At 61.1% G+C, this 22,981-nt stretch carries 28 protein-coding genes; 16 read left to right on the top strand and 12 right to left on the bottom strand.

The genetic code is table 11. From position 1 onward, the window contains the following. The 7 genes from NKJ88_RS24555 (at position 1) to msrA (ending at position 3,434) form a co-directional block, all read left to right on the top strand. Positions 1-945 carry a glycosyltransferase gene (locus NKJ88_RS24555; RefSeq protein ID WP_023814807.1) on the top strand — a complete coding sequence of 315 codons (945 nt, stop codon included), beginning with the start codon at positions 1-3 and terminating at the stop codon, positions 943-945. Positions 946-1,115: 170 nt separating this feature from the next. Further along, a complete protein-coding gene (locus NKJ88_RS24550; RefSeq protein WP_023814806.1) occupies positions 1,116-1,808 on the top strand; it encodes a glycoside hydrolase family 108 protein in 693 nt (230 codons plus the stop codon). Further along, on the top strand, positions 1,805-2,008 hold the full coding sequence (locus NKJ88_RS24545; RefSeq protein ID WP_023689878.1) for a Pam3-gp28 family putative phage holin: 204 nt from the start codon (positions 1,805-1,807) through the stop codon (positions 2,006-2,008). Before NKJ88_RS24550 ends, NKJ88_RS24545 begins: the two co-directional genes overlap by 4 nt. A gap of 96 nt (positions 2,009-2,104) precedes the next feature. Beyond that, positions 2,105-2,344, top strand: a complete 240-nt coding sequence (locus tag NKJ88_RS24540; protein ID WP_023684348.1) for a hypothetical protein — start codon at positions 2,105-2,107, stop codon at positions 2,342-2,344. After that, positions 2,329-2,520, top strand: coding sequence for a hypothetical protein (locus NKJ88_RS24535; RefSeq protein ID WP_023671459.1), 192 nt, complete (start codon positions 2,329-2,331; stop codon positions 2,518-2,520). The genes NKJ88_RS24540 and NKJ88_RS24535 overlap by 16 nt, the downstream gene beginning before the upstream one ends. Before the next feature lie 3 nt (positions 2,521-2,523). Next, entirely contained in the window at positions 2,524-2,847 is a 324-nt protein-coding gene (locus NKJ88_RS24530) for a hypothetical protein (protein WP_023814804.1), read from the top strand. Positions 2,848-2,915: 68 nt separating this feature from the next. Beyond that, positions 2,916-3,434: a peptide-methionine (S)-S-oxide reductase MsrA gene (msrA, locus tag NKJ88_RS24525; RefSeq protein ID WP_023814803.1), complete on the top strand. Its 519-nt coding sequence runs from the start codon at positions 2,916-2,918 to the stop codon at positions 3,432-3,434. Positions 3,435-3,453: 19 nt separating this feature from the next. Here the strand turns inward: msrA and NKJ88_RS24520 are convergent, their stop codons facing one another. Next, entirely contained in the window at positions 3,454-4,299 is an 846-nt protein-coding gene (locus tag NKJ88_RS24520; RefSeq protein ID WP_352445869.1) for a glycosyltransferase family 25 protein, read from the bottom strand. 483 nt (positions 4,300-4,782) lie between these two features. Between NKJ88_RS24520 and NKJ88_RS24515 the strand changes: the two genes are divergently transcribed. Both NKJ88_RS24515 and waaF read left to right on the top strand, forming a co-directional pair. Then, positions 4,783-5,724, top strand: a complete 942-nt coding sequence (locus NKJ88_RS24515) for a glycosyltransferase (RefSeq protein ID WP_023808296.1) — start codon at positions 4,783-4,785, stop codon at positions 5,722-5,724. Further along, on the top strand, positions 5,721-6,743 hold the full coding sequence (gene waaF, locus NKJ88_RS24510) for a lipopolysaccharide heptosyltransferase II (RefSeq protein WP_023727870.1): 1,023 nt from the start codon (positions 5,721-5,723) through the stop codon (positions 6,741-6,743). Before NKJ88_RS24515 ends, waaF begins: the two co-directional genes overlap by 4 nt. A gap of 85 nt (positions 6,744-6,828) precedes the next feature. Here the strand turns inward: waaF and NKJ88_RS24505 are convergent, their stop codons facing one another. The 5 genes from NKJ88_RS24505 to NKJ88_RS24485 all read right to left on the bottom strand — a co-directional run bounded on the left by NKJ88_RS24505 (position 6,829) and on the right by NKJ88_RS24485 (position 9,798). After that, positions 6,829-7,023: a hypothetical protein gene (locus NKJ88_RS24505; RefSeq protein ID WP_352445867.1), complete on the bottom strand. Its 195-nt coding sequence runs from the start codon at positions 7,021-7,023 to the stop codon at positions 6,829-6,831. Between the two features lie 568 nt (positions 7,024-7,591). After that, positions 7,592-8,062, bottom strand: coding sequence for a GFA family protein (locus NKJ88_RS24500; RefSeq protein ID WP_023814799.1), 471 nt, complete (start codon positions 8,060-8,062; stop codon positions 7,592-7,594). A gap of 161 nt (positions 8,063-8,223) precedes the next feature. Further along, positions 8,224-8,517, bottom strand: a complete 294-nt coding sequence (locus NKJ88_RS24495; RefSeq protein ID WP_023814798.1) for a hypothetical protein — start codon at positions 8,515-8,517, stop codon at positions 8,224-8,226. A gap of 13 nt (positions 8,518-8,530) precedes the next feature. Next, the gene (locus tag NKJ88_RS24490; protein WP_023671469.1) at positions 8,531-8,698 is read right to left on the bottom strand and encodes a Thivi_2564 family membrane protein; all 168 of its coding nucleotides are present in this window, start codon (positions 8,696-8,698) and stop codon (positions 8,531-8,533) included. Between the two features lie 773 nt (positions 8,699-9,471). Beyond that, positions 9,472-9,798 carry a hypothetical protein gene (locus NKJ88_RS24485; protein WP_023727873.1) on the bottom strand — a complete coding sequence of 109 codons (327 nt, stop codon included), beginning with the start codon at positions 9,796-9,798 and terminating at the stop codon, positions 9,472-9,474. Between the two features lie 273 nt (positions 9,799-10,071). Here NKJ88_RS24485 and NKJ88_RS24480 point away from each other — a divergent pair, with 273 nt between their 5' ends. Both NKJ88_RS24480 and NKJ88_RS24475 read left to right on the top strand, forming a co-directional pair. After that, complete coding sequence (locus tag NKJ88_RS24480) at positions 10,072-10,308, top strand: hypothetical protein (protein ID WP_023671471.1); 237 nt, start codon at positions 10,072-10,074, stop codon at positions 10,306-10,308. A 766-nt stretch (positions 10,309-11,074) separates the two neighbouring features. Next, entirely contained in the window at positions 11,075-12,301 is a 1,227-nt protein-coding gene (locus NKJ88_RS24475; protein ID WP_352445864.1) for an anion transporter, read from the top strand. Positions 12,302-12,400: 99 nt separating this feature from the next. On the opposite strand, the gene NKJ88_RS24470 is transcribed toward NKJ88_RS24475, so the two are convergent. Then, the gene (locus NKJ88_RS24470; protein ID WP_023700673.1) at positions 12,401-12,991 is read right to left on the bottom strand and encodes a TetR/AcrR family transcriptional regulator; all 591 of its coding nucleotides are present in this window, start codon (positions 12,989-12,991) and stop codon (positions 12,401-12,403) included. An 81-nt stretch (positions 12,992-13,072) separates the two neighbouring features. Between NKJ88_RS24470 and NKJ88_RS24465 the strand changes: the two genes are divergently transcribed. Further along, complete coding sequence (locus NKJ88_RS24465; RefSeq protein ID WP_023697731.1) at positions 13,073-13,957, top strand: crotonase/enoyl-CoA hydratase family protein; 885 nt, start codon at positions 13,073-13,075, stop codon at positions 13,955-13,957. Here the strand turns inward: NKJ88_RS24465 and NKJ88_RS24460 are convergent. The 5 genes from NKJ88_RS24460 to NKJ88_RS24440 all read right to left on the bottom strand — a co-directional run bounded on the left by NKJ88_RS24460 (position 13,933) and on the right by NKJ88_RS24440 (position 18,147). After that, the gene (locus NKJ88_RS24460; protein ID WP_023671475.1) at positions 13,933-14,244 is read right to left on the bottom strand and encodes a cupredoxin domain-containing protein; all 312 of its coding nucleotides are present in this window, start codon (positions 14,242-14,244) and stop codon (positions 13,933-13,935) included. The genes NKJ88_RS24465 and NKJ88_RS24460 overlap by 25 nt on opposite strands. Positions 14,245-14,254: 10 nt before the next feature. Further along, positions 14,255-14,779, bottom strand: a complete 525-nt coding sequence (locus NKJ88_RS24455; RefSeq protein WP_023697729.1) for a DUF4142 domain-containing protein — start codon at positions 14,777-14,779, stop codon at positions 14,255-14,257. Between the two features lie 115 nt (positions 14,780-14,894). Continuing rightward, a complete protein-coding gene (locus tag NKJ88_RS24450; RefSeq protein WP_023743964.1) occupies positions 14,895-15,563 on the bottom strand; it encodes an RNA polymerase sigma factor in 669 nt (222 codons plus the stop codon). Positions 15,564-15,664: 101 nt separating this feature from the next. Beyond that, positions 15,665-16,753 (bottom strand): HPP family protein, encoded by a 1,089-nt coding sequence (locus NKJ88_RS24445; protein WP_023700669.1) that lies wholly within the window; start codon positions 16,751-16,753, stop codon positions 15,665-15,667. Between the two features lie 224 nt (positions 16,754-16,977). Further along, on the bottom strand, positions 16,978-18,147 hold the full coding sequence (locus NKJ88_RS24440; protein ID WP_352445860.1) for a cystathionine beta-lyase: 1,170 nt from the start codon (positions 18,145-18,147) through the stop codon (positions 16,978-16,980). A 458-nt stretch (positions 18,148-18,605) separates the two neighbouring features. Here NKJ88_RS24440 and NKJ88_RS24435 point away from each other — a divergent pair, with 458 nt between their 5' ends. The 4 genes from NKJ88_RS24435 (at position 18,606) to NKJ88_RS24420 (ending at position 22,934) form a co-directional block, all read left to right on the top strand. Then, entirely contained in the window at positions 18,606-19,634 is a 1,029-nt protein-coding gene (locus tag NKJ88_RS24435) for an amino acid ABC transporter substrate-binding protein (protein ID WP_023671480.1), read from the top strand. Between the two features lie 62 nt (positions 19,635-19,696). After that, a complete protein-coding gene (locus NKJ88_RS24430) occupies positions 19,697-20,884 on the top strand; it encodes an amino acid ABC transporter permease (RefSeq protein ID WP_023671481.1) in 1,188 nt (395 codons plus the stop codon). A gap of 4 nt (positions 20,885-20,888) precedes the next feature. After that, positions 20,889-22,046: an amino acid ABC transporter permease gene (locus NKJ88_RS24425; RefSeq protein ID WP_023700666.1), complete on the top strand. Its 1,158-nt coding sequence runs from the start codon at positions 20,889-20,891 to the stop codon at positions 22,044-22,046. Positions 22,047-22,130: 84 nt separating this feature from the next. Next, the gene (locus NKJ88_RS24420; RefSeq protein WP_023671483.1) at positions 22,131-22,934 is read left to right on the top strand and encodes an amino acid ABC transporter ATP-binding protein; all 804 of its coding nucleotides are present in this window, start codon (positions 22,131-22,133) and stop codon (positions 22,932-22,934) included. Positions 22,935-22,981: the final 47 nt, after the last annotated feature.

Here is a 22,981-nt window from a genome sequence, read left to right as displayed (position 1 = left end):
ATGCATATTACTATTGCAGTGCAAGGCAAAATTCCCTGTCGAGGCTATGGCGGCACCCAGCGGCAAATCGATTGGCTCGCCAGCGCACTCGCATCTCTCGGACATGAAATCACACTCATTGCCGGAGTGGGCTCCACCCATCCGCGTTGCGAGGTCCGGCAGGCCGCGTCAGTAGTGGAATGTCTGGGGGCGATCCCTATCAATACTGACATCGTGCATTTCAACGGCTGGTACGATGTAGAAAGCCCATATCGTGCGCTTTACACTCTGCACGGCTATGTTCCAAACGCCCCGAGGAAGGGGCAAAATTACAGCTTCGTCAGCGCCAGTCACGCGCATCATCATGATCGAGAAACGTTTGTTTACAACGGCTTCCCTGTGGATGCCTACCGGCTGGCAGATCGGAAAGGTGAGCGGCTGTTGTTTTTGGGCGGTATCGCGAGGGCCGGGAAGGGCCTCAACCGGGCCGTCGATCTGGCGAAGAAATTTAACTTCGCTCTCGATATTGCGGGTGGCTCGAGGTGGAAGTTGCTCGGGCGCAGCCAAACCCGGAAAGAGTCTCTGTTCTTCAAGAGCTTATCGCGGCGCTACCGCTTCCACGGCACTGTTGATGGCGAGGAAAAGCTCCGATTGCTCGGCGAGGCGTACGCCTTCCTTAACCCGATCTCCTGGGCAGAGCCGTTCGGCATGGCGGCGGTCGAAGCAATGCTGTGCGGAACGCCTGTGCTGACCACTCGGTGCGGTGCGCTTGCCGAAACGGTCGATGCAGACAGCGGGCGTTTCTTCGAAACCGATGATGAGTTTGCTCACGGTCTCAATGAGATCAACAGCATTTCCGCGCGAGCATGCCGTGAATCGGCAGCCGAAAGATTTCCGATCCAGAAAACCGCAACGGCCTACCTGGAACTCTATAAGCGCATCCTTGACGGCGAAGTGCTTCCGTGAGCCCGCTTTAGCCGCTCCATCCAAAATTCCTATCCGGTGAGGAAGCGTTATAGCTGGCCAACCGACATGCCGTCGGCACAAACAGGATCAACAGGACACTCGTCTCCTTTGCGTGATCTGTGACTGGCTAAAATCTCCGAGCTAAATTCCACAATCTCCAGAGGTTACCCATGGACCGCAACTTCGCGCGGGCGCTTGCGCTCGTCCTCAAATCGGAAGGCGGCTGGTCCGACAATCCGGCCGATCCCGGTGGCGCTACCATGAAAGGCGTTACCATCGCCAATTTCCGCCGCTACGTGAAGGCGGATGCCAGCAAGGCCGATCTGCGAGAGATCAGCAACGCTCAGGTGGCGACGGTCTATCGCCGCTTCTATTGGGACGCGGTAGCCGGCGCCGAGCTTCCCGGCGGTGTCGACTATGCTGTCTTCGACTTCGCCGTGAACAGTGGGCCGGGCAGGGCGGCTAAATATCTGCAGGCGGCAGTTGGCACCGCACAGGACGGCAGGATCGGCCCGGCCACGCTCAAAGCTGTGGGCGCCAGGCCACCGGGCGCAGTCATCGACGATCTTTGCGATGCCCGCCTGGCATTCCTGCGGCGGCTGCCGACCTGGCCGGTTTTCGGCAAGGGTTGGAGCGATCGCATCAGGTCGGTCCGTTCCCAGGCGCTGTTGATGTCGGCACTACAGCCCGCTCCGGCACCTTTGCCGGGCTCCCCGACCCTGCCATCAGCGCTCTCGCCGAAGCCCGGCAGTGCGATGCCGCCGGTGTCTACCGGCGGGCGCGTCAGCCCCGTCGAACGCCTGCCGTTCTGGCGTGCGCTGCTTCAAATCCTGAAATCGATTTTCGCAAGGAGTTCGACATGATCGCCGTCTTCATCCGCATCGGCTTGCGTTACGGCGCCGGTGTTCTGGTCGCGCGTGGCCTGCTCGGCGCCGACGACGCGGCGGCATTTTCTTCCGACCCCGACATTCAAGCTGGTCTGGAGATCGCCGCCGGTCTCGCCATCGCCTCGGTCACCGAGACCTGGCACTGGTTGGCCCGCAAATCCGGCTGGGAGCACTGACATGGAAGGGTTTCAACAACTGCTCATCGCCTATCTCGAAGCCGCGAAACCCTCTGCTATCGGCTTTGCCGCCGGGCTTGTCGCCGGGTGGCTGCTGTGAGCGCGCTCCTCGCCGTCCTGCTTGGCAACAAAGCGCTGCTGGGCTTCCTGGCATCGGTCATCGCCGCCCTTTGCTGGGGCGCTCACCAGCGGCTGGCCGGCGCCAGGGCCGAGCGCGGCAAACTGGCGGCCGCTGAGGCCGCGGCGCGCGCGGTCGCTGAGCAGGTGCAGAACGACGTCGGCGCACTGCCGGCGGACGCTGTTCGAAAGGAGCTGAAATCATGGGCAAGGGACTGATGCTTGCGCTGCTTGTGGCGCTTGCCGGGTGCACGACTGCTTCGGGCGGCTTCTGCGCGATTTCGAGCCCGCTGCGCCTGTCGGCCGAAGCCGTCGACGTCCTGTCGGACGCCGAGGCGAGAGCGCTCCTGGCGCACAACCGCAAGGGACAAAAGCTCTGCGGATGGAGGCCTTAGCCGATGCACAACCTCTTCGACATGCTCGGCATCAAGGGGCCGGTCGTCGCCGCCGGGCTAGCTGGCGGCGTGCTGCGAGCACTGTCGCGCCATCGCTACAAGCTGCGCGAGATGATTGCCTCGCCGATCTGCGGGGCGCTGGCGGCTGCGTATCTGACGCTGCCTGCCGTCGCCTGGTTCAGGGCAACCGGCATGCCTATCCCCGATCCGGCCGACGACACCACGACGCTCGCCGCCGCCTTTTTGATCGGCGTCTCGGCCATGTGGATTTCCGACATCGTCTTCGAGGTCCTCGTGCGGCGGTTCGGCTCGGCCGGCAACGAGTGATGCACTTGAGATGCTGGAAGAAGCCAGCGACAATGCCTACCTAAGGAGCAATCCAATGGAGGTATGATATGGCGACGTCCACCGAACGTGCAGTCCTTGCCGGCGGCTGTTTCTGGGGCATGCAGGATTTGATCCGGCGCTGTCCCGGCGTGATCTCTACCCGCGTCGGCTATAGCGGTGGCGATGTGCCCAACGCCACGTATCGCAACCACGGCAGCCATGCCGAAGCCATCGAGATCGTTTTCGATCCGGCCAGGATCAGCTTTCGCACATTGCTCGAATCCTTTTTCCAGATCCACGATCCGACCACCAGGAACCGCCAGGGCAACGATGTCGGAATGAGCTATCGCTCGGCGATCTTCTACACCAGCGACGAGCAGAAGCGCGTCGCCGAAGACACCATCGCCGATGTCGATGCCTCTGGACTGTGGCCGGGCAAGGTCGTCACCGAGCTTGCGCCGGCGGGCGATTTCTGGGAGGCGGAGCCAGAGCATCAGGACTATCTCGAGAAATACCCCAACGGCTATACCTGCCACTTTGTCAGGCCGGGCTGGAAGCTTCCGGTCCGCGAAAAGGCTGTTTCGTAACGCAGCCGCTATCGTCTGCTTATCTGGCGGTCGAACTATTCTTCCGCGCGATCGGTATGCCGGCCGCCTCGTAGAGGTGGCCGTGCTCGGGCTGCCCATAGACGAACGCGCCGTGGACGGGTTTGTCGTCGACCTCAGAGTCTGAGAACGCGACGGCCTCGATCTTCTTTGTTCCGGTCAGGCTCTGGTTTCGAAGATAGGCGAAGGTTCGCACCGCTTCTCCAACAATTCGATCGAGAAACGGCTTTGGCCGCCTCCCGGGCCGTCGCACGAGGCTTGGAAGGCGCTCTCGTCCCGAAACAAAATGGTGCTGTGCGCAAAGCGCCGGCATGATCTGATAGATTCGGTTGACCGAGCAGGTCATGAATCCTGGGTGAAAAAGAACGAAGTCGACCTCTCCTCTCAGATGCATGGTCCTGCGCAGCAATCTTTGCGCTGCCGATCTGGAGAGGACATAGCCTGCGGCGCCCGCGTGCAGCCCATAAAGTCTGGCAAGCGAAAACCCATCATCGAGAGCGACTTCCTTGCGTCCGACCCTCACTTTGGCAAAATGCGTTTCCAGCTTGATCACATCGGCATCGCGTGGCACCCATCGATCGGAAGCAAGCAGCGAGCCGGCGCCAGCGCCGAAAACGATGTCGTCCTCGAAAACCGCGCCATATTGATCCGCGCCGTTCGCAACGATCTCCCAACACGAGCGGTGGCTCAGGAAACAGCAAACCTCAGCAGCGCTTAGCGGGCTTTTGGCGACAGAGCAGCAATCGGGGCAATCGATGGCGGAGACACGCTCAAATGGTACTCCGATCCGGCCGAACTCGGACGCGACATGCGCCAGCCGATCGCGAGAACGATCAAGATTGATCACCAGACACCTCATCAGCGCCCCCTTGTCCGGTGATCAGTGAATATCACGTTCCCGTGATTGCACAAAATTTGCTTACGTGCGGGGCAGTGGGTAGCGGCGTACGGTGCCGCCGGTTGATTTTGGAGGTTGGGTGGACATTGACGGCGTCCCCCGCGTGGCGCGAGCCTTTACCGTGCGCGCCTAGACGAGTCGCCCTAGAAGCCGAAGAATTGCCGACCGATCATGTATCCGAGCGCGACGACCACAAGGGGAAACAGGGCGGGCGTCAGCCCACCAAGAGCGGAGGTCTTTGGCTGTTGCCTGGAGATGGTCCTGGGTGCATTGCCGAGATTCTTGGTCATCCGGTATAGTAGCAAGCGCTGATTAACGATTCCGTAACCCGATCGAGGCCGCCGCGGCTTTTTGCGTTTCTGGCGCGACCTTGACAATGCCCAGCCCGTGACGCAACTGGGCCGTCTTTGAGAGCATTGTGAGGCAAGGTCAATGCGGGTGACGCTCGTTTTGAAGGGCGTAATACCCTGCCGAGGTTACGGTGGGATTCAGCGTCAGGTCGAATGGCTGGCCACGGAGATGGTTCGTCTCGGACACGAAGTCGTGGTGATCGCTGGCCCTGGCTCCAGCCACCCGCTCTTCGAAGTCCGGCACGCTTCGACCGATGCCGAATGCCGGGCAGCCATTCCGCGCGACACGCAAATCGTCCACACCCATAGTTGGCCCGTCGAGGTGCCATTTCCAACGCTGAATACGCAGCGCGGCTTTATGCCGGACCAGCCCATGCCAGTTGCGAACTGGAGCTTTATCAGCGCCAATCATGCCCGCCAGCATGGGCGCGAGACATTCGTCTACAATGGCTTTCCGGTGGACGCCTATCGTTTGTCGGCTGCAAAGGGCGACCGCCTGCTATTTCTCGCCGGCATTGCACGATCAAGCAAAGGCCTCAACCGCGCCGTCGATCTCGCCAAAAAATTCGATTTCGGTCTCGATATCGCCGGTGGCTCGCGTTGGAAACTGCTGGGCCGAAGTCAGACCCGCCGCGAAGGGTTGTTTTTCAAGAGCCTTGGCAGGCGATACCGTTTCCACGGAATCGTTGACGGCGAGCCGAAGCTTCGCCTTCTCGGCGAAGCGCGAGCCTTCCTCAACCCCATCGCCTGGGAGGAGCCGTTCGGCAACGCACCGGTCGAAGCCATGTTGTGCGGCACTCCGGTGCTGACGACGACGCGAGGCGCATTGCCCGAGACGGTCGATGCCGACAGCGGGCGCTTCTTTGAGACCGATGAAGAATTTGCGGCCGCTTTCGAGGCCGTCGCCGACCTTACGCCTCAGCAATGCCGCGAATCGGCCGCGACGAGATTTCCCATCCAAAAAGCGGCGCGCGGCTATCTGGATCTCTATGCCCGCATCCTTGACGGCGAAGCGCTTCCTTGACGACCGGCGATCCAATCCTCTTCGTCGGCTTCCCCGCGGTCGGCGACTTCGTCCGTTGCCATTCCGCCATCCAGATCATTGCCGCGCGATTTCCTGATCGCCCCATAGATGTCGTCACCTCGCCCGTTGCAGCGCCGCTGGCGCGCCTGATGCCGCATGTCAGGAAGGGCTGGGCGCTTGCCAAGCGTCATCAGCGCCCCGGTTTTGGCGAGCGCAGCCGCCTGGTTGGCGAGTTGCGCAAGGAAAATTACCGTACGGCCTATCTGATGACCAGCAGCACCAAGGCGGCGCTGATGGCGTTCATGGCCGGAATAGAGGAGCGCATCGGCTATCCGCAGGAGTTGCAATTCGGCCTCCTCAATCGCTTCCCCGCCGGCTGGTTGGCCCATCTATGGGCCTTCGGACCCCGCAAGACGCGGCTGTTCGAGGAGGTCTGCTCGATTGCCTCGCTTGGCGAAAAGCCGGCTGCGGGCGCAGAGTGGCCGGCGCCCCGGCTTGTGGTCGATCCGGCCGAACTGGACGAATGGCGCCAGCACAAGAAGATCGATGCCGACCGACCGGCACTGGCGCTCTATACTGCCGACATTGAGAATTTCCGCTCATGGCCCGTCGAGCGCTTCATTTCGATCGCCAGAGACCATCATGATCGCGGCTGGGCAATCTGGATTGTGGGCGGACCGCGCGAGCACGCCGGTGCCGCAAAAATCCGCGCCGCCATTCCTGAGGCAATCGACTTCACCTCGACCCCGTCGATTGCTGACGCGATGTGCCAGATCGCTGCGTCAACCATGTTCCTCGGGGTTGATGGCGGGATTTCCCACGCCGCCGCTGCCCTGAACGTCCCATGCGCGCTCATCTACGGGCTGAATCGCCCCTATGTGCATGGGCCCGTAAACAACCATGTTCGCTTTATCGAACCGCCGCTTTCGACGCCCAGCTGGGTCAAGGACACGCGCGGCGTCAGCGAAACTCGGGTGAGGGAGGCTCTGGCTGACATCTCAGCCGGTATCGCCAACTGACCAATGGTCTCGCCGGCCCCAGGCGTCTGGTTAAAAACGCCCCGTGGGGGCAACCATAGCCCCGTTTCGGGTTTACCCCTTGACACTACCCCTTGGCCCTGCGGTTTTCGGGCTCGTGATTGCCGACCCAATGTGCACGGATGCGGTCGCTGGCTTCAAGGTAGGCCATGTCGATGAGATAAGTCAGAAGCTTCTCGCCGTCGGCTTCGGCTTTCTGCCTAAGCTCCCGCAGTATCCCTTGCGCGAACTGCAGGTTCTCCATTTTGCTCGGCTGGTCCATCGGTGCCCCCCAAGGTCTGCGTATGAACTTTGCGCTGGCTATGCTTGCATGAAGATTGCCGTGAAGTGGATATTGCACGTGCGGACCGCAATCCTGCGAAGGCGCTGGCTGCATGAAAGCCGCCCCATCCGGCTTCAAGATTCGCTACACTATGTGACGGAAACAAAATAAACAAAGCGTTCTTTTGTACAAGTCAGGAAGGTTCCTCCAGTTCACACCACGAGATACTTGGGCAGCGTAGTTGACGTAACGATATTGCGTGGTCTTAAGCTCTCGTTTCCAAACAAAACGTACCATGGTTGCAACCACAAGACGAATTCCAGCTGACCGGGCCGCTCCGTAGTCAATCGCCGCTTACAAACGGCACCGGGTCTCAGCCCAGGGCTTTGGCCAACCCATCGTTCCACGGCAGCGCAGGCCGGATGATCTACCGCCCGCCTTGGCTGACGCCAAGGCGGGCTTTTTGCGTTTGGCTTCTACCGGGTGAAATGTTGTCGGACCCGGCCCTGTCGGCATCGGGCGGTTTCGAGAACGATTTCCTGCCTGCCGGCTGTCTGCGCCGCTCGCGCTAGGCCGACTTGCGTTGCGGCAAGCTAGACGGCGTCTCGACACCGTCAGAAATCGGTTCGGCTGTCCGGTTTGTCGGCTCGTCATCGACCCGGTCGTGCTCGATTTGCCGGGCGGCAGGCAAGGGTTGCAACCAGTGCTCACGGCGATTGACCCAGAGTTCATAGCTGGGCTCCAGCCCTTCGGTGGGCACCTCATCGAGGCTGCCAATCGTCACTTCCACCTCATTCTCACGAACCAAAGGGACCCGGCCGCCGCAGGTGGGACAAAAACTTCTGTCGCCGTAGCTGTTGACGATACCCGTCGTTTCGAACGCCTCGAGCGGCCACACTGCAAACGCCGAAAAAGCCGACCCGCTAGCCTTGCGGCAGTCCTTGCAATGGCAAAGGCCAATCCGAAAGGGATCTCCCGTCACCGAAAACTGGATGCCGCCGCACAGGCAGCTGCCGCTCCGCCTTGTATCATTGGGCATGACCGCTCCTCCATCTGGTTGGGCATCACACCGCTACATCTTGCAGCGCCATGCGCACAATCAATTCACGCGCGGCGCAAGGGTTCCATGTCGCCTCGCGCAATGCATCGTCTGAACCCGGGAGCGCCATGGCAACGACCGCCGCAAGGCTGCTGGATATGTCAGTTCGGGAAATCGAACACCGGTTCCCGGCACCAATAGACACGGCACTGGCCATCACGTGTCGGAACGGAGGCAGCGACCGGCACCTCCGGCCAGTCGCACTCGTTGCCGTATTGGCGGACATAGCGATCGTAAGTATTCCGGCCGGTCGTCAACACCGCCGAGTGATGGCTCTGGATCAGGTGCTGCGTCTCCTCGCAGCTCATCGAACGCGTGTCGGGTCGGGCGTAGGCCGTGCTTGTTGCTGCAAACAACGCCGTTCCAATGATCCATGCGATTGTTTGGGATGTCATGGCGATCCTTATCCTAAAATACGGCCAGGTACTTCAACAGCGAAATGATGCCGATAATGATGACAACGATCTGCGCGATCTGCCTCGTGCGGCCATCGAGCGGCAGACGCTGGATGAGATAGAGCACCAGGATGATCACCAGGAAAGTGATCAGAATGCCGATAAGTACCGATGAAGCCATGTCCCTCACTCCGTCTGGCTACGTCTGAGAAGAGTACGCAGCGGCAAACGCTCTGGCCCTTGATTGGTTCCTGTCGATGCGAAGCCATCGGCGCAGCGTAAAGGCTGCGAAACAACGTTCCGCGGCCTTTGAAGCTGGATGCCGATCAGGGCCTGTTTGCCGCAATGTTGTCGTTTGCCATCGGCGACACAGTTCCAGGCAACTTGTTGCTGGCGTCAGGCGGGGCTAACGGGAGAACCGCCTCGGGTTGACGAGCTTCCGACAAAGACGGCCTGAGTTGCGCTTCGTTGTCGACATTTGCGCGAGCCCTGAGATCCGGCGCCGCCCGGCGGGTGATCGCCTTTTCTGAGGAGAACAATTGCCGTCCCAAGGGGACGACGGGAACCGAAACCTCGCACGTGCATCTCAGCTACCGCGGAACGGGCAAATCGAGCAGGTGGGGAATTTGGGGTAGGGGAATACGTCATCCAACATGCGGGGATTGGAATCCCAGGTGTCGGGCCCGCCAGTTTGTTGGAAGCGTTGCCCGTTGCAGCCTACACCATCGACACACAGGGCCGCATCACCTTCTACAACGAGGCCGCCGAACCTGAGTGGGACGACGCGCCGCGGTTTTGGCTCCGTCGTGCTCAAGCGGGTTGCACCACAAGCGCTTAGCGGCACCGGACAACTGGAATTTGGGGAACAAGGCGTCGTCTGGACGCTCCAGGCGCCGCTGCGCTCGGTCCAAATCTCTCTCGCGGATTTTGTCGATTGAAAGAGCGGGTCGCGCCTTAGGACAATCCCAGCAGGGGAGCGGTTTGGCCGCCTGTGGTGTCGGAATTGCCGATGCCAGACAGTTCGTGCTTATCGTCGGCAAGCGAAGTCAATCTCCCCGCCTCGACGGAGGTCAGTCCGTCCAATTCCATCACCGCGCCGTAGAGTTGGGCCGTCTGCATCACAAGCCGCTCGACATCTTCAAGGGCGACGTTCTCGTCCAGGTTACGCAATCGTATGTCCTCGGCAACCACCGCAATATTGACCATTCCGCGCGAGCGCAGCGCGCCCAGGACCCGTGAATTGAGATCCTCCCGTAGCCGAGCCGAATATCCGTAGCGCATGGAAACCTTCCTTTCAGGAGCCGGTTGTCCCGTCGTGGTCAAGATGCGCCAACGACCTTCCGATGGCAAGAAGAATATAAAATATTCTCAGGTAAATCAAGTAGTTAGCAGACTGCGCGGGTTGTGCTATCGGCGTGTCTTCCTCATCGTTGGTCTTGTATGTGAGTCACCCATCAGCCTCTCTTGACGCGCTGCACGGGGACCCCTAGCTATACTGCAATTGAGACACATACTAACTCACCATATTTTTGGTCTTGACGGTTGGAGGCGCGAATGGCCGAGCTGGAACGACCCGAGCGACTGCAGATCATGCTGACAGCCGAGGAATTGGCTGCCTTGGAAAACTGGCGCTTCGAAAAGCGCATGCCAAGCCGGTCCGCGGCGGTGCGGGAACTGCTGCGGCGCGGCCTGGATGCGGATGGATTCCTGACTGCGGGACAAGGAACTAAGTCTCAGGACTTTGGAATTCTGGGCAGCAGTGTGACTGGCGACGGCCAGTCGGGCGAGTAATCCGACGGCGGTTAGCCAACAATCGCTTTTTCTGGAAGTGCCGCTACCAATTTATTGCAGTGGCGGAAACGCAAAGCGGGTCGGCTCTCGGCAGGGTACTGGTCTCAGCAGGGTACTCTTGGCGTATGGTTGCAAAGCTCGCTCCGGTTCGCCGGAGCGGGCTTTTTGCGTTTTCCGAACAGGAAATGGTCGCGATCGCTTTCAGATACGCTCAAGGTTCTCTTCGCACTCCATGCACGTGACGCTGTGACCGGGGCACCTGAGCCGGTGTGTTCCTCCAGGGCAGCAATGGCCGTTCGAGCTCGCCCACCGGGCACAGACAAACACCTTGCGGGTTCCGTGGCATTGTGGACATTCTATCGGACGCGCCAGCAGAGCCTCGTTTTCCGAGACACGGCATTCCCTCTCAAGAACCTGGACCATCTGAAACCCCAAGGCCGAAATACGGCTAAGCTATCCATACCCGGAAAGCCTAAATTAGAATTTAATCACATAGATCACGAGCCTTCCGAGGGGGAAGTTTCGCGGATGGCGATCTCAGTCCGCCGCAGTCCGCCGCGCGTGTCTCATTCCCAATTTCGGCCGTCTCAAGATCAAGCTCCGGTTGCTCCCGGCATCGGTCGACCCGCGATTTTGCCCACCGATTTTCGCATTCGGATCGTTATAGGCTTTCGCTTTGCTGGAGCGGCGTTAAAGCTGCCCGGCAAATGCCTGAGCGGGAACAGTCCGTTCCTGCGTCGGTTCGTTTGGACAAGGATGTCTGCCAATGACATTGATGGGCGCAGCGGCACTTTTGATCCTTGTCCTGACTTATGCCGGCGTCGCAGTCGGGCGTATTCCAGGCCTCCGTCTCGACCGGGCAGGGATCGCCTTGCTGGGGGGGGCGGCGATGATCGCCATCGGCGCACTCAGTATGGAAGATGCCTATCGCGCCATCAATTTCGACACCATTACGCTGCTGCTCGGCATGATGATCGTGGTGGCGCATCTGAAGGTGTCCGGCGCCTTCCGGGCGCTTGGCGCCTACGCTATCGAGCATGCGCACGCGCCTTTCGTGCTGCTGGTGATGGTGACGCTGTTGACCGGCGTGTTGTCGGCGTTCCTGGTCAACGACGCCATCTGCCTGGTCATGGCGCCGATCGTCGTCCACGTCACCCGTGTCATCAATCGCAATCCCATTCCCTATCTGATCGCCACCGCCACCGCGTCCAACTGCGGCAGCGTCGCCACCATCACCGGCAACCCGCAGAACATGGTCATCGGCGCGCTGTCGGGAATTTCCTACCCAGCCTTTTCGGCCGCCCTGGCGCCGGTTGCCCTCTTCGGCCTCGTCGCGGTCGTCGTCATCGTGCGCATCGTCTACCGCGCCGAATTCGCCCGCCCCGCCGATCTCAACCCGGAAGTCTATCGCGGCCGCATGCTGCCGGGACAGGTGCTGAAGGCGGTGGTTGTCTGCATTGGCCTGGCCATCGCCTTCTTCGCCGGCGTTCCGATTGCCAAGGCAGCGCTCATCGGCGGGGCCATCCTGCTGCTCACCCGCGCCATCAAGCCGGCCCGCATCTACCGCGAGATCGACGGCCCGCTGCTGTTCATGTTCGCCGGCCTGTTCATCGTTGTCGCCGGCGCCGAAAAGACGCTGCTGACGCCCGACATCATCGCCTCGGCCAAGAACCTCGGGCTGGACGACGTCTGGCGTCTATCGGGCTTCACCGCGGTGCTCTCCAACATCATGAGCAATGTTCCGGCCGTGCTGGCGCTGCGGCCATTCATACCCGGCCTTGAAAACCCCGGGCGTGCCTGGCTGGTGGTGGCGATGAGCTCGACGCTGGCGGGCAACTTCACCTTGCTCGGCTCAGTCGCCAACCTGATCGTCGCCGAACAGGCGCGGGCGGCCGGCACGCAGCTGTCCTTCTCAGCCTTCTTCAAGGTCGGCCTGCCACTGACGCTGCTGACCCTTGCCGTCGGGACGGCATGGCTGGCGGCTGGATTCTAGAGCAATTCCAGGAAAAAGTGTGAAGCGGTTTTTCGGTCCGGAATTGCGTCAAAACAAAGAGATAGCGTGTTTCGCCGTCTTCATTAAACGATGAACGCTCTAGCGGATAGTCGCCGATCCTGACCTTGCCCGAACCAGCGTTGCAGCGGCATGTCCGGCCGCCTCGACATAGTCGGGGTTGCGGTGGATCAGCATGATCGAGAACGCGCCGTCCATCAAAAGCACGATTTCGCGCGCCAGGGTCTGCGGCTCGTCGACGCCGTGGCCTGAGAGTTCGCCGGCCAGCCAGGTCTCGAAATTCTGCTTATGCCGCGCGCCCGCTTTAACGGCCGGGTGTCCGGGCATGGAAGCGAGTTCGGCTGCCGTGCGCAGAAAGCCGCAGCCTCTCCATTTCGGGTGCTTCGCCACGCGCGCCAGATTGGTGAAAATCGCCTCGACCTTGCGCTCGACATCGCCTTCGGCCGTCTCGAACCAGCCGGCCATCTGCTTGAGGTTCGGCTGGTCGCGACCGTCGAGATAGGCCGCGATCAAATCGTCCTTGCTCTTGAAATGATAGTAGAGCGTGCGCTTGGTCAGCCCGGCTTTTTCCGCCACTGCATCGACGCTGACGCGGCCGATCCCCTCGGCATAGAACAGCTTCGTTGCGGCATCGACAATGCGTTTGCGGGTAGGGCTTGGTGCTTGGCTCATACGCAAGTATACCGACTAGTGAATATACATACAACCGAAAGCCTGATCCTCTCCGTCGACAAACACAGGGAAGGAAAAGACATGACCGAGCTTGTGCTCACCGAGGCCCGCAACGGGATCGCCATCCTCACACTTAATCGGCCGGAAAAGCTCAACGCCTTGAACTATGCGCTGATTGATCGCCTGCTTGCGCTCCTCGATGCCGTCGAGACCGACGATGCCATCCGCGCCGTCATCCTCACTGGAGCAGGAGAGCGCGCCTTCTCCGCCGGCGGCGACATCCATGAATTCTCAGGCAGCGTGGACATCGGCGTCGACGTTGCCCTGCGCGACTTCGTCATGCGCGGACAGCGCCTGACCGCAAGGCTGGAGGCGTTCCGCAAGCCCGTCATCGCCGCCGTCAACGGCATCGCCTTCGGCGGCGGCTGCGAGATCACCGAAGCCGTGCCGCTCGCTATCGCCAGCGACCGCGCCTTGTTCGCCAAGCCTGAGATCAACCTTGCAATGCCGCCTGCTTTCGGCGGCACGCAGCGGCTTCCGAGGCTGGCAGGGCGCAAGCGGGCGCTCGAGCTGCTGTTGACCGGCGATTGGTTCCCGCCGCCGCGCGCCCTCGAACTCGGCCTCGTCAATCAGGTGGTGCCGCATGAGGAGCTGATGCCCGCCGCAATTGATCTCGCCCGGCGCATGACCAGGCATTCTCCTGCAGCAATTGCCTCGATCCTCACAGCAGTGGCGCGCGGCCTGAACCAGAGCATCGCGGATGGCTTGGCTGTCGAGGCCGAGCAGTTCGCCCGCATGGCTCCGACCGCTGATCTGCGCGAAGGGCTGGATGCCTGGATCGCACGCCGCCAGCCGGGCTGTCACGGCTCGTGGACGCACATCACCCGGCCGGATGAAGCCAGGCGAGCCTCAACGCAGCAGGACGGGCTTGCGGACCGGGATCAAGGCGCCGTCACGGCCACATGACCTTTCATGTTGGGGTGGAAGCGGCAGAAATATTCGACCGCTTCCGCCTTCCGCAGGGTCAGGCTCGCTGTTGCCTTCGGCGGGATCATCACTTCCCAGCCACCCTTGACGGTAGCCGTATGTGCGAACACGTCCTTGTTCACCCACTTGATCGTGTCGCCGACCTTCGCCTCGACGGTGGCCGGCGAAAAGACAAGCTTGTCGATGGTGACCTGGATGGTTTCGGCCTGCACGGGTGAGGTCCCGAAGACCAGCGCCAGTGCAATCCATAGCAGCCGTTTCGACATGGCCTGGTCCTTACTTCAGCATACCTGCAACATGCTCGGCGTGCTGTTCATGGCCCTGGAAAATCTTCAGGCCGGTCTGCAGCAGGCTCTTCAACTCGGCATTGCTGGCCGATGGGATCAAAAGGGTTTCAAGCGCGCCGTCGACCTGTTTGTGGTAGGCGATCTCGTTGTCGACATAGGCTTTGTCAAAGGCTGCGCCGTCGAGTTTGGCGAGCTTCGCCCGCTCCTCGGCCGCAGCCTTGGTCAGCGCCTGGCTGGTTGCGTTGTCTTCCGGCGTCACCTTCAGCTTCTTTACCAGTTCCAGTGCCTGCGCGTTGACCGCTTCGTGGTCGCGCACCATGTCGTTGGCGAAATCCACGACCTCCTTGGTCTTCGATTTCTTGATCGCCTGCTTGGCGGCTTCCACATCGATGACGCCTGCCGTGTAGGCGATGTGGGCGATCTGCGGGTCCGTCGGCTTGTCGGCGGCTTGCGCGAGCGGGGCAGCGCCAAGCAGCAGCAAGGCAGCGAGGGCGGCGGTGTGTCGGGTAAGCATGGCATCTCCTTCGCCCGGACGCGGGATCGCGCCGGGCCATGTTTTTGAGTTGACGGTCATTGGATGCGCAGCGGCGGCAAACGTTCCCGGGGAAATCGGCCAAATCAGCCGATGATCAGCTCTCCAGGCCGAGCCGCTGCATGACGGCGCTGGTCAGCCTGTCGCAGCGCCGGCCGGCAAACGGGAAGGCGTCGAGCAGCACCGGCCCGATCTGGTCGTCGAGTGCCTTGCGTACCAGGGCGCGGGCGCGGTGTAGCCTTGTCTTGACGGTTTCCGGCCGCACGCCAAGCAGCTCGGCGGTCTCCTCGATACTGAGCCCCTCGATAACCCGCGCCACGAACACCGTCCGATAAACATCGGGTAGGCTGTCGGTCGCCCGTTCCACCAACTCGAGGATCTGCCGCTGCGCCATCGTCCGCTCCGGATCGTCGCTGGGATTGAGGGGGAACTGGATGATTTCGGCTTGCGGGTTTTTCGCCACCGTCCGCCGCCTTTTGCGCAGACGGCCGAGCGCCTCGTTGATGACGATGCGCGACAGCCAGGTGGCCAATGAGGACTCCCCGCGAAAGGCATCGAGATGGGCAAAGGCTCTGACATAGGCCTCCTGGACGATGTCCTCGGCTTCGGCATCGTTGCGCACCACCCCGCGAGCGATGCGATAGAGCCGCTGATTATGGGTCTTCATGATGATGCGGAAGGCGTTGCCTTCGCGTGCCAGCGCGCGGCGCACGAGAAGCATCTCGCTTGAAGCAGCCGTGGGCATTGGTACAGACATAGCAGGCATGGCCAGTTCCTCGATCCAATCCCCGTCCGAAACCTCGATAGACATTGGATGACATCGCCGGCAAAAGGTTCCCGGCCATTTTCGCCCGGCTCCGACGGCGCCTAGAATACTGCTTCCGCCAGCGGCTTGTCAGCAGCCTGCACTCGCGCCGTGGCCGCAAGCAGGTCGGTCTGCGTGATCAGGCCAAGGATGCGGCTGTCCCCGTCCAAGATGATGACTGCATGGGTGCGGCCGTCGGTGAGCACCGGTAGCAGCGCCATGGCGGGCGTACCGGCGGCGGCGGTCGACGCTGTCGAGGTAACGCTTCCGACGGCTTCGTCGGCTCGCGCCAATTCCCTTAATCCAACGGTGCCGACCAGCCTGGCGTCCTTGTCGACAACCGGCAGCGTGCGGATATTGTGGTCGAGCAGCAGATGACGCGCCCGATCAGCGGACGCGTGTTCATCGACCGAAATCACGTCGCGGGACATGATGTCCTCGCACAACATGGTTCGGTGTGCGCGCATCGCCGCTTGCAGTTCGACCTGTCGCAGCAGCTGTTCGAGATCGTTGCGGTCGATGTCGAAGGTCTCGTCGAGCGCAGCCAGCGCGGCATCGATGTCCTCGGCCCGGAAGCCGATGCGCTCCTGAGCCGGCGGATCGATGGTTCCGTGCGTGCTTTTCGGGGCAGGGGCCGGCACATGCGGGTAGCTGCGTCGCGACAGCCTGTGGAAAGCATAGCCGAGCGCGACCAGCATCATGGAGTTCAGCGCCACCGGCACGAACGGAAACAGGAAGCCCGCACCGATCACGGCCGGCCCGCCGAGCACGGCGGTCAGTGCGGCGGCTCCGCCCGGCGGATGCAGGCAGCGCGAGAACGACATGGCGGCGATCGCCATCGCCACGGCAATGCCCGTGGCGAGAACGGGCTGATGGACGAAATGGGCCACGATCACGCCGACCAGCGCCGATATTGTATTGCCGCCGATGATCGACCATGGCTGCGCCAGCGGGCTTGCAGGCACCGCAAACAGCAGCACCGCCGACGCCCCCATCGGCGCCACCAGCAGCGGCACATGCGGGCCATTGCCAAGCACCAGCGCGCCGATCGCGCCGGTCAGCGCAATGCCGATCATCGCCCCGATGCAGGCGATGAGGCGCTCGCGCAGCGTCGCGCCGGCGAGAATGGGGACAAAGAGACGAAAGGCCATGGCAAGCTCAGTCAGGCTGGAATTGTGCGCGCAGCGCCTGCAATGGCGTTGGACCGACGATTTTGAAAGTCAAACCGATCCGAAAAAGCGCGCATTGGGGAAATAACATTGCGCTTGGTCGACCCATGAGCGGCTTTGCGACGTCGATCGCCTGCGAAAGTCGCTCGCCAACCCTTTCAACGGGTTGGGCGACCAGCGGAATCAGCTTCGCAAGTTTGCTGGTGTCATGCCGCAGCGGCCGCTTCCAGCCCGCGCAGGATATCGGCCTTGAGGTCCTCGACATCCTCGAGCCCGATCTGCAGCCGGATCAGCGGGCCGTCATAGGGGCCCTTGGCGACGGTACGGTCGCCGAGGAAGACCGGCACGGCAAGGCTCTCATAGCCGCCCCAGGAATAGCCGAGACCGAAGATTTTCAACGCATCGAGGAAGGCATGCTGCTGTCTCTGGCCGCCGCCTTTGAGCACGATGGAAAAGATGCCGCTCGAGCCGGAAAAATCACGCTTCCACACCGCGTGGTCGGGGTGGCTGGGAAGCGCCGGGTGCAGCACGCGGGCCACGCCGGGCTGGCCTTCAAGCCAGGTGGCAATCGAAAGCGCGCTCTTTTGATGGTGATCCAGCCGAACGCCCATCGTGCGCAGGCCGCGCAGGACTTGGTAGACGTCGTCGGGGCCGGCGCAGCAGCCCATCGTGTAGAACGTCTCGCAAAGCTGCTTCCAGCAGTTGGCATTGGCAGACACTGTGCCCAGCAGCACGTCCGAATGCCCGGCCGGATATTTCGTCGCCGCATGGATCGAGATATCGACGCCGTGGTCGAGCGGACGGAAATAGAGCGGCGTTGCACAGGTGTTGTCCATCATGACGATGGCGCCCGTTTCATGCGCCGCCTTGGCGATCGCCGGAACGTCCTGCACCTCGAAGGTGTTGGAGGCCGGTGATTCCGTAAACACGACTTTGGTGTTCGGCTTGATCAAGCTGGCGATGCCGGCGCCGGCATGCGGATCGTAATACTCGACCTCGACACCCAGCCGCTTCAGCATCGTGTCGGCGAAATTGCGGGTCGGATGGTAGACGGAATCGACAATCAGGATGTGATCGCCTGCCGAGAGAAACGCCAGCAACGGGACGGTCACCGCCGCCAGGCCCGACGGCACGATTATTGTGCCGGCGGAGCCTTCCAGCGCGTCGATCGCATGCGCCAACGCATCGGTGGTCGGCGTGCCGCGTGTGCCATAGGTGTATTTCTGGCTGCGCGCCGCCATCACCGACGCATTGGGATAGAGCACGGTCGAGGCATGCACGATCGGCGGATTGACGAAGCCGAAATAGTCGTGCGGATTGTTGCCCGAATGGGCAAGCCGCGTGTTGATACCCATTTCGTTGCCGTCAGTCGCCATTTCTCTTCGCCTTGTGGTGAAAGCGCTAGCCATAGAGCGGCGGCATTGGCCGTGCAACAGCGGGCGCCCGCCAGGCGGTGCCCTTTGCATAGGCCAATTCCCCCATGAATAGTCTGGAAAGCGTGGCGATCCAGAGCCGCGGATTTCATGAGTGGATGTGGATTAGCGTCGACGGACTTTGCCGGTTTTATTTGCGGGGCTTGCTGCTTTCCTGATGCTGTTGTCTGCAATTCAGGCATTTGCGGCAATTGGTTTTCAAAGCTGTCGTGAAACGGTCATTTCCCTTGACCTCACAGAGATAATCGCCTTCGATGCAGTTCGTGAATGGGAGGGGCCGGGCGTCGGTTACGACGCGAGGTTCCGGAATGAGCCGGATGGGAGCCGGGTTCACGCGGGAAAAGATCAGGATTTGCCTGAGGATCAGGGTTTACCTGAAAACAGAAAAGGGTCTGTGGGTTATGAAACATATTGCAATTGGCATTCTCGGTGCCGCTGCGCTTGGATGGATGGCTTCGGCCGCGTCGGCGACAACGCTCGATACCGTCAAGGCGAAGGGCTTCATCCAGTGCGGTGTCTCGACGGGCCTGGCCGGCTTCTCGGCGCCTGACGACAAAGGCGATTGGAAAGGCATCGACGCGGATTTCTGCCGCGCTGTCGCTGGTGCAGTCTTCGGCGATGCCTCCAAGGTCAAGTTCACGCCGCTCAGCGCCAAGGAGCGCTTCACCGCGTTGCAGTCGGGCGAGATCGATCTCCTGTCGCGCAACACCACATGGACCATCAATCGCGATACCGCGCTTGGCCTGAACTTCATCGGCGTCACCTATTATGACGGCCAGGGTTTCATGATCAACGCCAAGAAACTGCCTGGCGTCAATTCGGCGCTGCAGCTTTCAGGTGCGGCAGTCTGCGTGCAGAGCGGCACCACGACCGAGCTCAACCTCGCCGATTACTTCAAGGCGAACAAGATGGAGTACAACCCGGTCGTCTTCGAAAAGCTGGAAGAGGTCAACGCTGCCTATGACGCCGGCCGCTGCGACGTCTACACCACCGACCAATCCGGCCTCTATGGCATCCGCCTGACGCTGAGTGCGCCGGCCGACCATGTCGTGCTGCCCGAGATCATCTCCAAAGAGCCGCTCGGCCCCGCCGTACGCCAGGGGGACGACCAGTGGTACCACATCGTCAAGTGGACCTACTTCGCCCTGTTGCAGGCAGAGGAACTGGGCATCACCCAGGCCAATGTCGAAGAGATGAAGACCTCCGATAATCCGGAGATCAAGCGCGTGCTCGGTCAGGAAGCCGAAACCAAGATCGGAACCGACCTTGGCGTGAGCAATGACTGGGTCGTCAACATCGTCAAGGCAGTCGGCAATTACGGTGAGATGTTCGAGCGCAATGTCGGCACCGGCAGCCCGCTGAAGATCGCGCGAGGCATCAATGCGCTGTGGACCAAGGGCGGCCTGCAATACGCACCGCCGATCCGCTGATCGAAATGTGATCCGGAAGGCAGATCATCTGCCTTCCGGTTTCTCTTTCCAGGGGATGAGCAATGGCGTCGCAGGAAGTTCTTCGCGAGGAGCCGAGCCGCGGTTCCTTCATCAACGATCCGAAAGTCCGCGGGTTTTTCTTCCAGGCGGTGGTTGTCATCTTGCTGGTGGCGGGCGTCTGGTGGATCGTCCACAACGTCATCGTCAACCTGCAGCGCCTGCATATTACTTCCGGTTTTGGCTTCCTGAACAACCGAGCAGGCTTTGACATTCCAGTCAGGCCCATCGCTTATGATTCCGATTCGACCTATGGCCAGGCCATTGTCGTCGGGCTTATCAACACCATTATCGTCGCCGTTGCCGGCATTATCACCGCGACCATCATTGGCTTCATTGTCGGCGTCGGCCGGTTATCGCGCAACTGGCTGGTTCGCAAGATTTGCACGGTCTATGTCGAGGTGTTCCGCAACATCCCGCCGCTGCTGGTGATCTTCTTCTGGTATTCAGGCGTGCTCGCGGTACTGCCGGCGCCTCGCGACAGTTTCAATTTGCCGTTCGGCTCTTTCCTCAACCAACGCGGTTTCTATTTTCCGCGCGCTATCTGGGGCGACGGCTCCTGGCTGATGTTTGTCGCCTTGCTTGTCGGCATCGCCATGGCTTTTTTTGTCGCGCGCACGGCACGCCAGCGGCAAATGGCAACCGGCCAGCAGTTTCCCGTATTCTGGACTTCGGCGGCGCTGATCGTCGGCCTTCCGCTCCTGGCCTATGCACTGAGCGGCTTTCCCTTGAGCTTCGACTTTCCAAAACAATCGACCTTCAACCTGACCGGAGGCTTTCAGATCGGGCCGGAGTTCCTGTCTCTCTATTTGGCGCTGTCCTGTTACACGGCCTCCTTCATCGCCGAGATCGTGCGCGCCGGCATTCTCGGCGTCAGCAAGGGTCAGACCGAAGCGGCTGGCGCCTTGGGGCTGCGGCCGGGATCTATCCTGCGGCTTGTCGTCGTTCCCCAAGCCATGCGGATCGTCATCCCGCCGCTGACCAGCCAGTATCTCAACCTGACAAAGAACTCGTCGCTGGCCATTGCCATCGGTTACCCCGACCTGACGGCGATCGCCGGCACAGTGCTGAATCAGACCGGTCAAGCGGTCGAGGGTGTGCTGATCATGATGGTCGTCTATCTCATCATCAGCCTGGTGACGTCGGCGGTGATGAATGTGGTCAACGCCAGGATGGCGCTGGTGGAGAGGTAAGACCATGCAGGAACATGATACCTCCTGGGTGCGGACCGAAATGGCACTCGCTCAACAAGCCCCGGCCGGCGTGCGGGGGCCTTTGGCCTGGGTTCGCAAGAACCTGATCGGTTCGGTGGGCGACGTCATCCTGACTGTAGTGGCTATTGCGCTGGTGGTGATGATCGTGCCGCCCGTCGTCAACTGGGCCTTCATCAACGCCCAGTGGACGGGGCCGGACCGGACTGTATGCGCCACGGTGGCGCAAGGCGGCATCCAGCCGGACGGCTGGTCAGGCGCCTGCTGGGCCTTCGTCAACGCGAAGTTCGGCCAGTTGATGCTTGGCCGCTATCCCCTGGAAGAGCGCTGGCGGCCGATCCTGGTCGCCGTCCTGTTCGTGGCGCTGCTGGTGCCGTTGCTGATGCCACGCGTGCCGCGGAAGGGGTTGAACGCCATTCTTCTATTCCTGGCACTGCCGATCATCGCGTTCGTGCTCCTGGTCGGCGGCATCTTCGGCCTGCCGCATGTGGAGACCCAGCTATGGGGCGGGCTGCTGGTGACGCTGAGTCTGTCCTTTGTCGGCATTGCCGTGTCGCTGCCGATGGGCATCGTGCTGGCGCTCGGCCGGCGCTCCAAGATGCCGATCGTCAAGACACTGTGCGTGGTCTTCATCGAGTTCGTTCGCGGCATCCCGCTGATCACCGTTCTGTTCTTTGCCAGCGTCATGCTGCCGCTGTTTCTGCCCGCCGGGGTTTCGTTCGACAAATATCTCAGGGCGCTGATCGGCGTCTCGCTGTTTGCCGCCGCCTATATGGCCGAAGTGGTGCGCGGCGGCCTGCAGGCGATCCCCAAGGGCCAGTATGAGGGTGCGGATTCGCTTGGCCTGGGCTACTGGCAGAAGATGGTGCTGATCGTGCTGCCGCAGGCACTGAAGCTGGTCATCCCCGGCATCGTCAATACCTTCATCGGTATGTTCAAGGACACAAGCCTCGTCATCATCATCTCGATGTTTGACCTGCTTGGCGTCGTCAAGCAGAACTTCTCGGACGCCAATTGGGCGACGCCACAGACCGCGAGATCCGGTCTCATCTTTGCAGCCTTCGTCTTCTGGCTGTTCTGCTTCGGCATGTCGCGCTATTCGATGTACACGGAACGCCGGCTCGACACCGGCCACAAACGTTGATGCATGTCGCCCAAAAGTGTTTAGCGGTTTTGGGACAACGACATGCATCATAGCTAAAAGACAGAACAAAAAGGGGAACCTGCCATGGTCATAGAAAACGCGGTCAGCGCCGAAGAGATCAAGGTCGATGCCAAGAAGATGCACATCTCGACCACCGATGTCGCAATCGACATCATCGGCATGCACAAATGGTATGGCGAGTTCCATGTCCTGAAGGACATCAACCTCAAGGTGATGCGCGGCGAGCGCATTGTCATCTGCGGTCCTTCGGGCTCGGGCAAATCGACCATGATCCGCTGCATCAACCGGCTGGAAGAGCACCAGAAGGGCAAGATCATCGTCGACGGCAAGGAACTCACCAACGATCTCAAGAAGATCGACGAGGTGCGCCGCGAGGTCGGCATGGTGTTCCAGCACTTCAACCTGTTCCCGCATCTGACCATCCTGGAGAACTGCACATTGGCACCGATCTGGGTGCGCAAGACGCCGAAGAAGCAGGCCGAGGAAATCGCGATGCACTTCCTCAAGCGCGTCAAGATCCCCGAACAGGCCAACAAATATCCGGGCCAGCTGTCGGGCGGCCAGCAGCAGCGCGTGGCGATCGCGCGTTCGCTGTGCATGAATCCGCGCATCATGCTGTTCGATGAGCCGACCTCGGCGCTCGATCCAGAAATGATCAAGGAAGTGCTGGAGACGATGGTGGGCCTGGCCGAGGAAGGCATGACCATGCTGTGCGTCACCCACGAAATGGGCTTTGCCCGCAAAGTCGCCAACCGGGTGATCTTCATGGATCAGGGCCAGATCGTCGAACAGAACACGCCGGCCGAGTTCTTCGACCATCCGCGCCACGAGCGCACGAAGCTGTTTCTGTCGCAGATCCTGCACTGAGCATTTTCATGCGAACCAAAAGAGCCCGGCCGCAATGCGGCCGGGCT

The sequence above is a fragment of the Mesorhizobium sp. M0016 genome (genome assembly GCF_040324035.1).
Taxonomy (GTDB): domain Bacteria; phylum Pseudomonadota; class Alphaproteobacteria; order Rhizobiales; family Rhizobiaceae; genus Mesorhizobium.
Note: the sequence above shows the minus strand (reverse complement) of the source record. Positions and strands in the feature narration are given on the sequence as shown.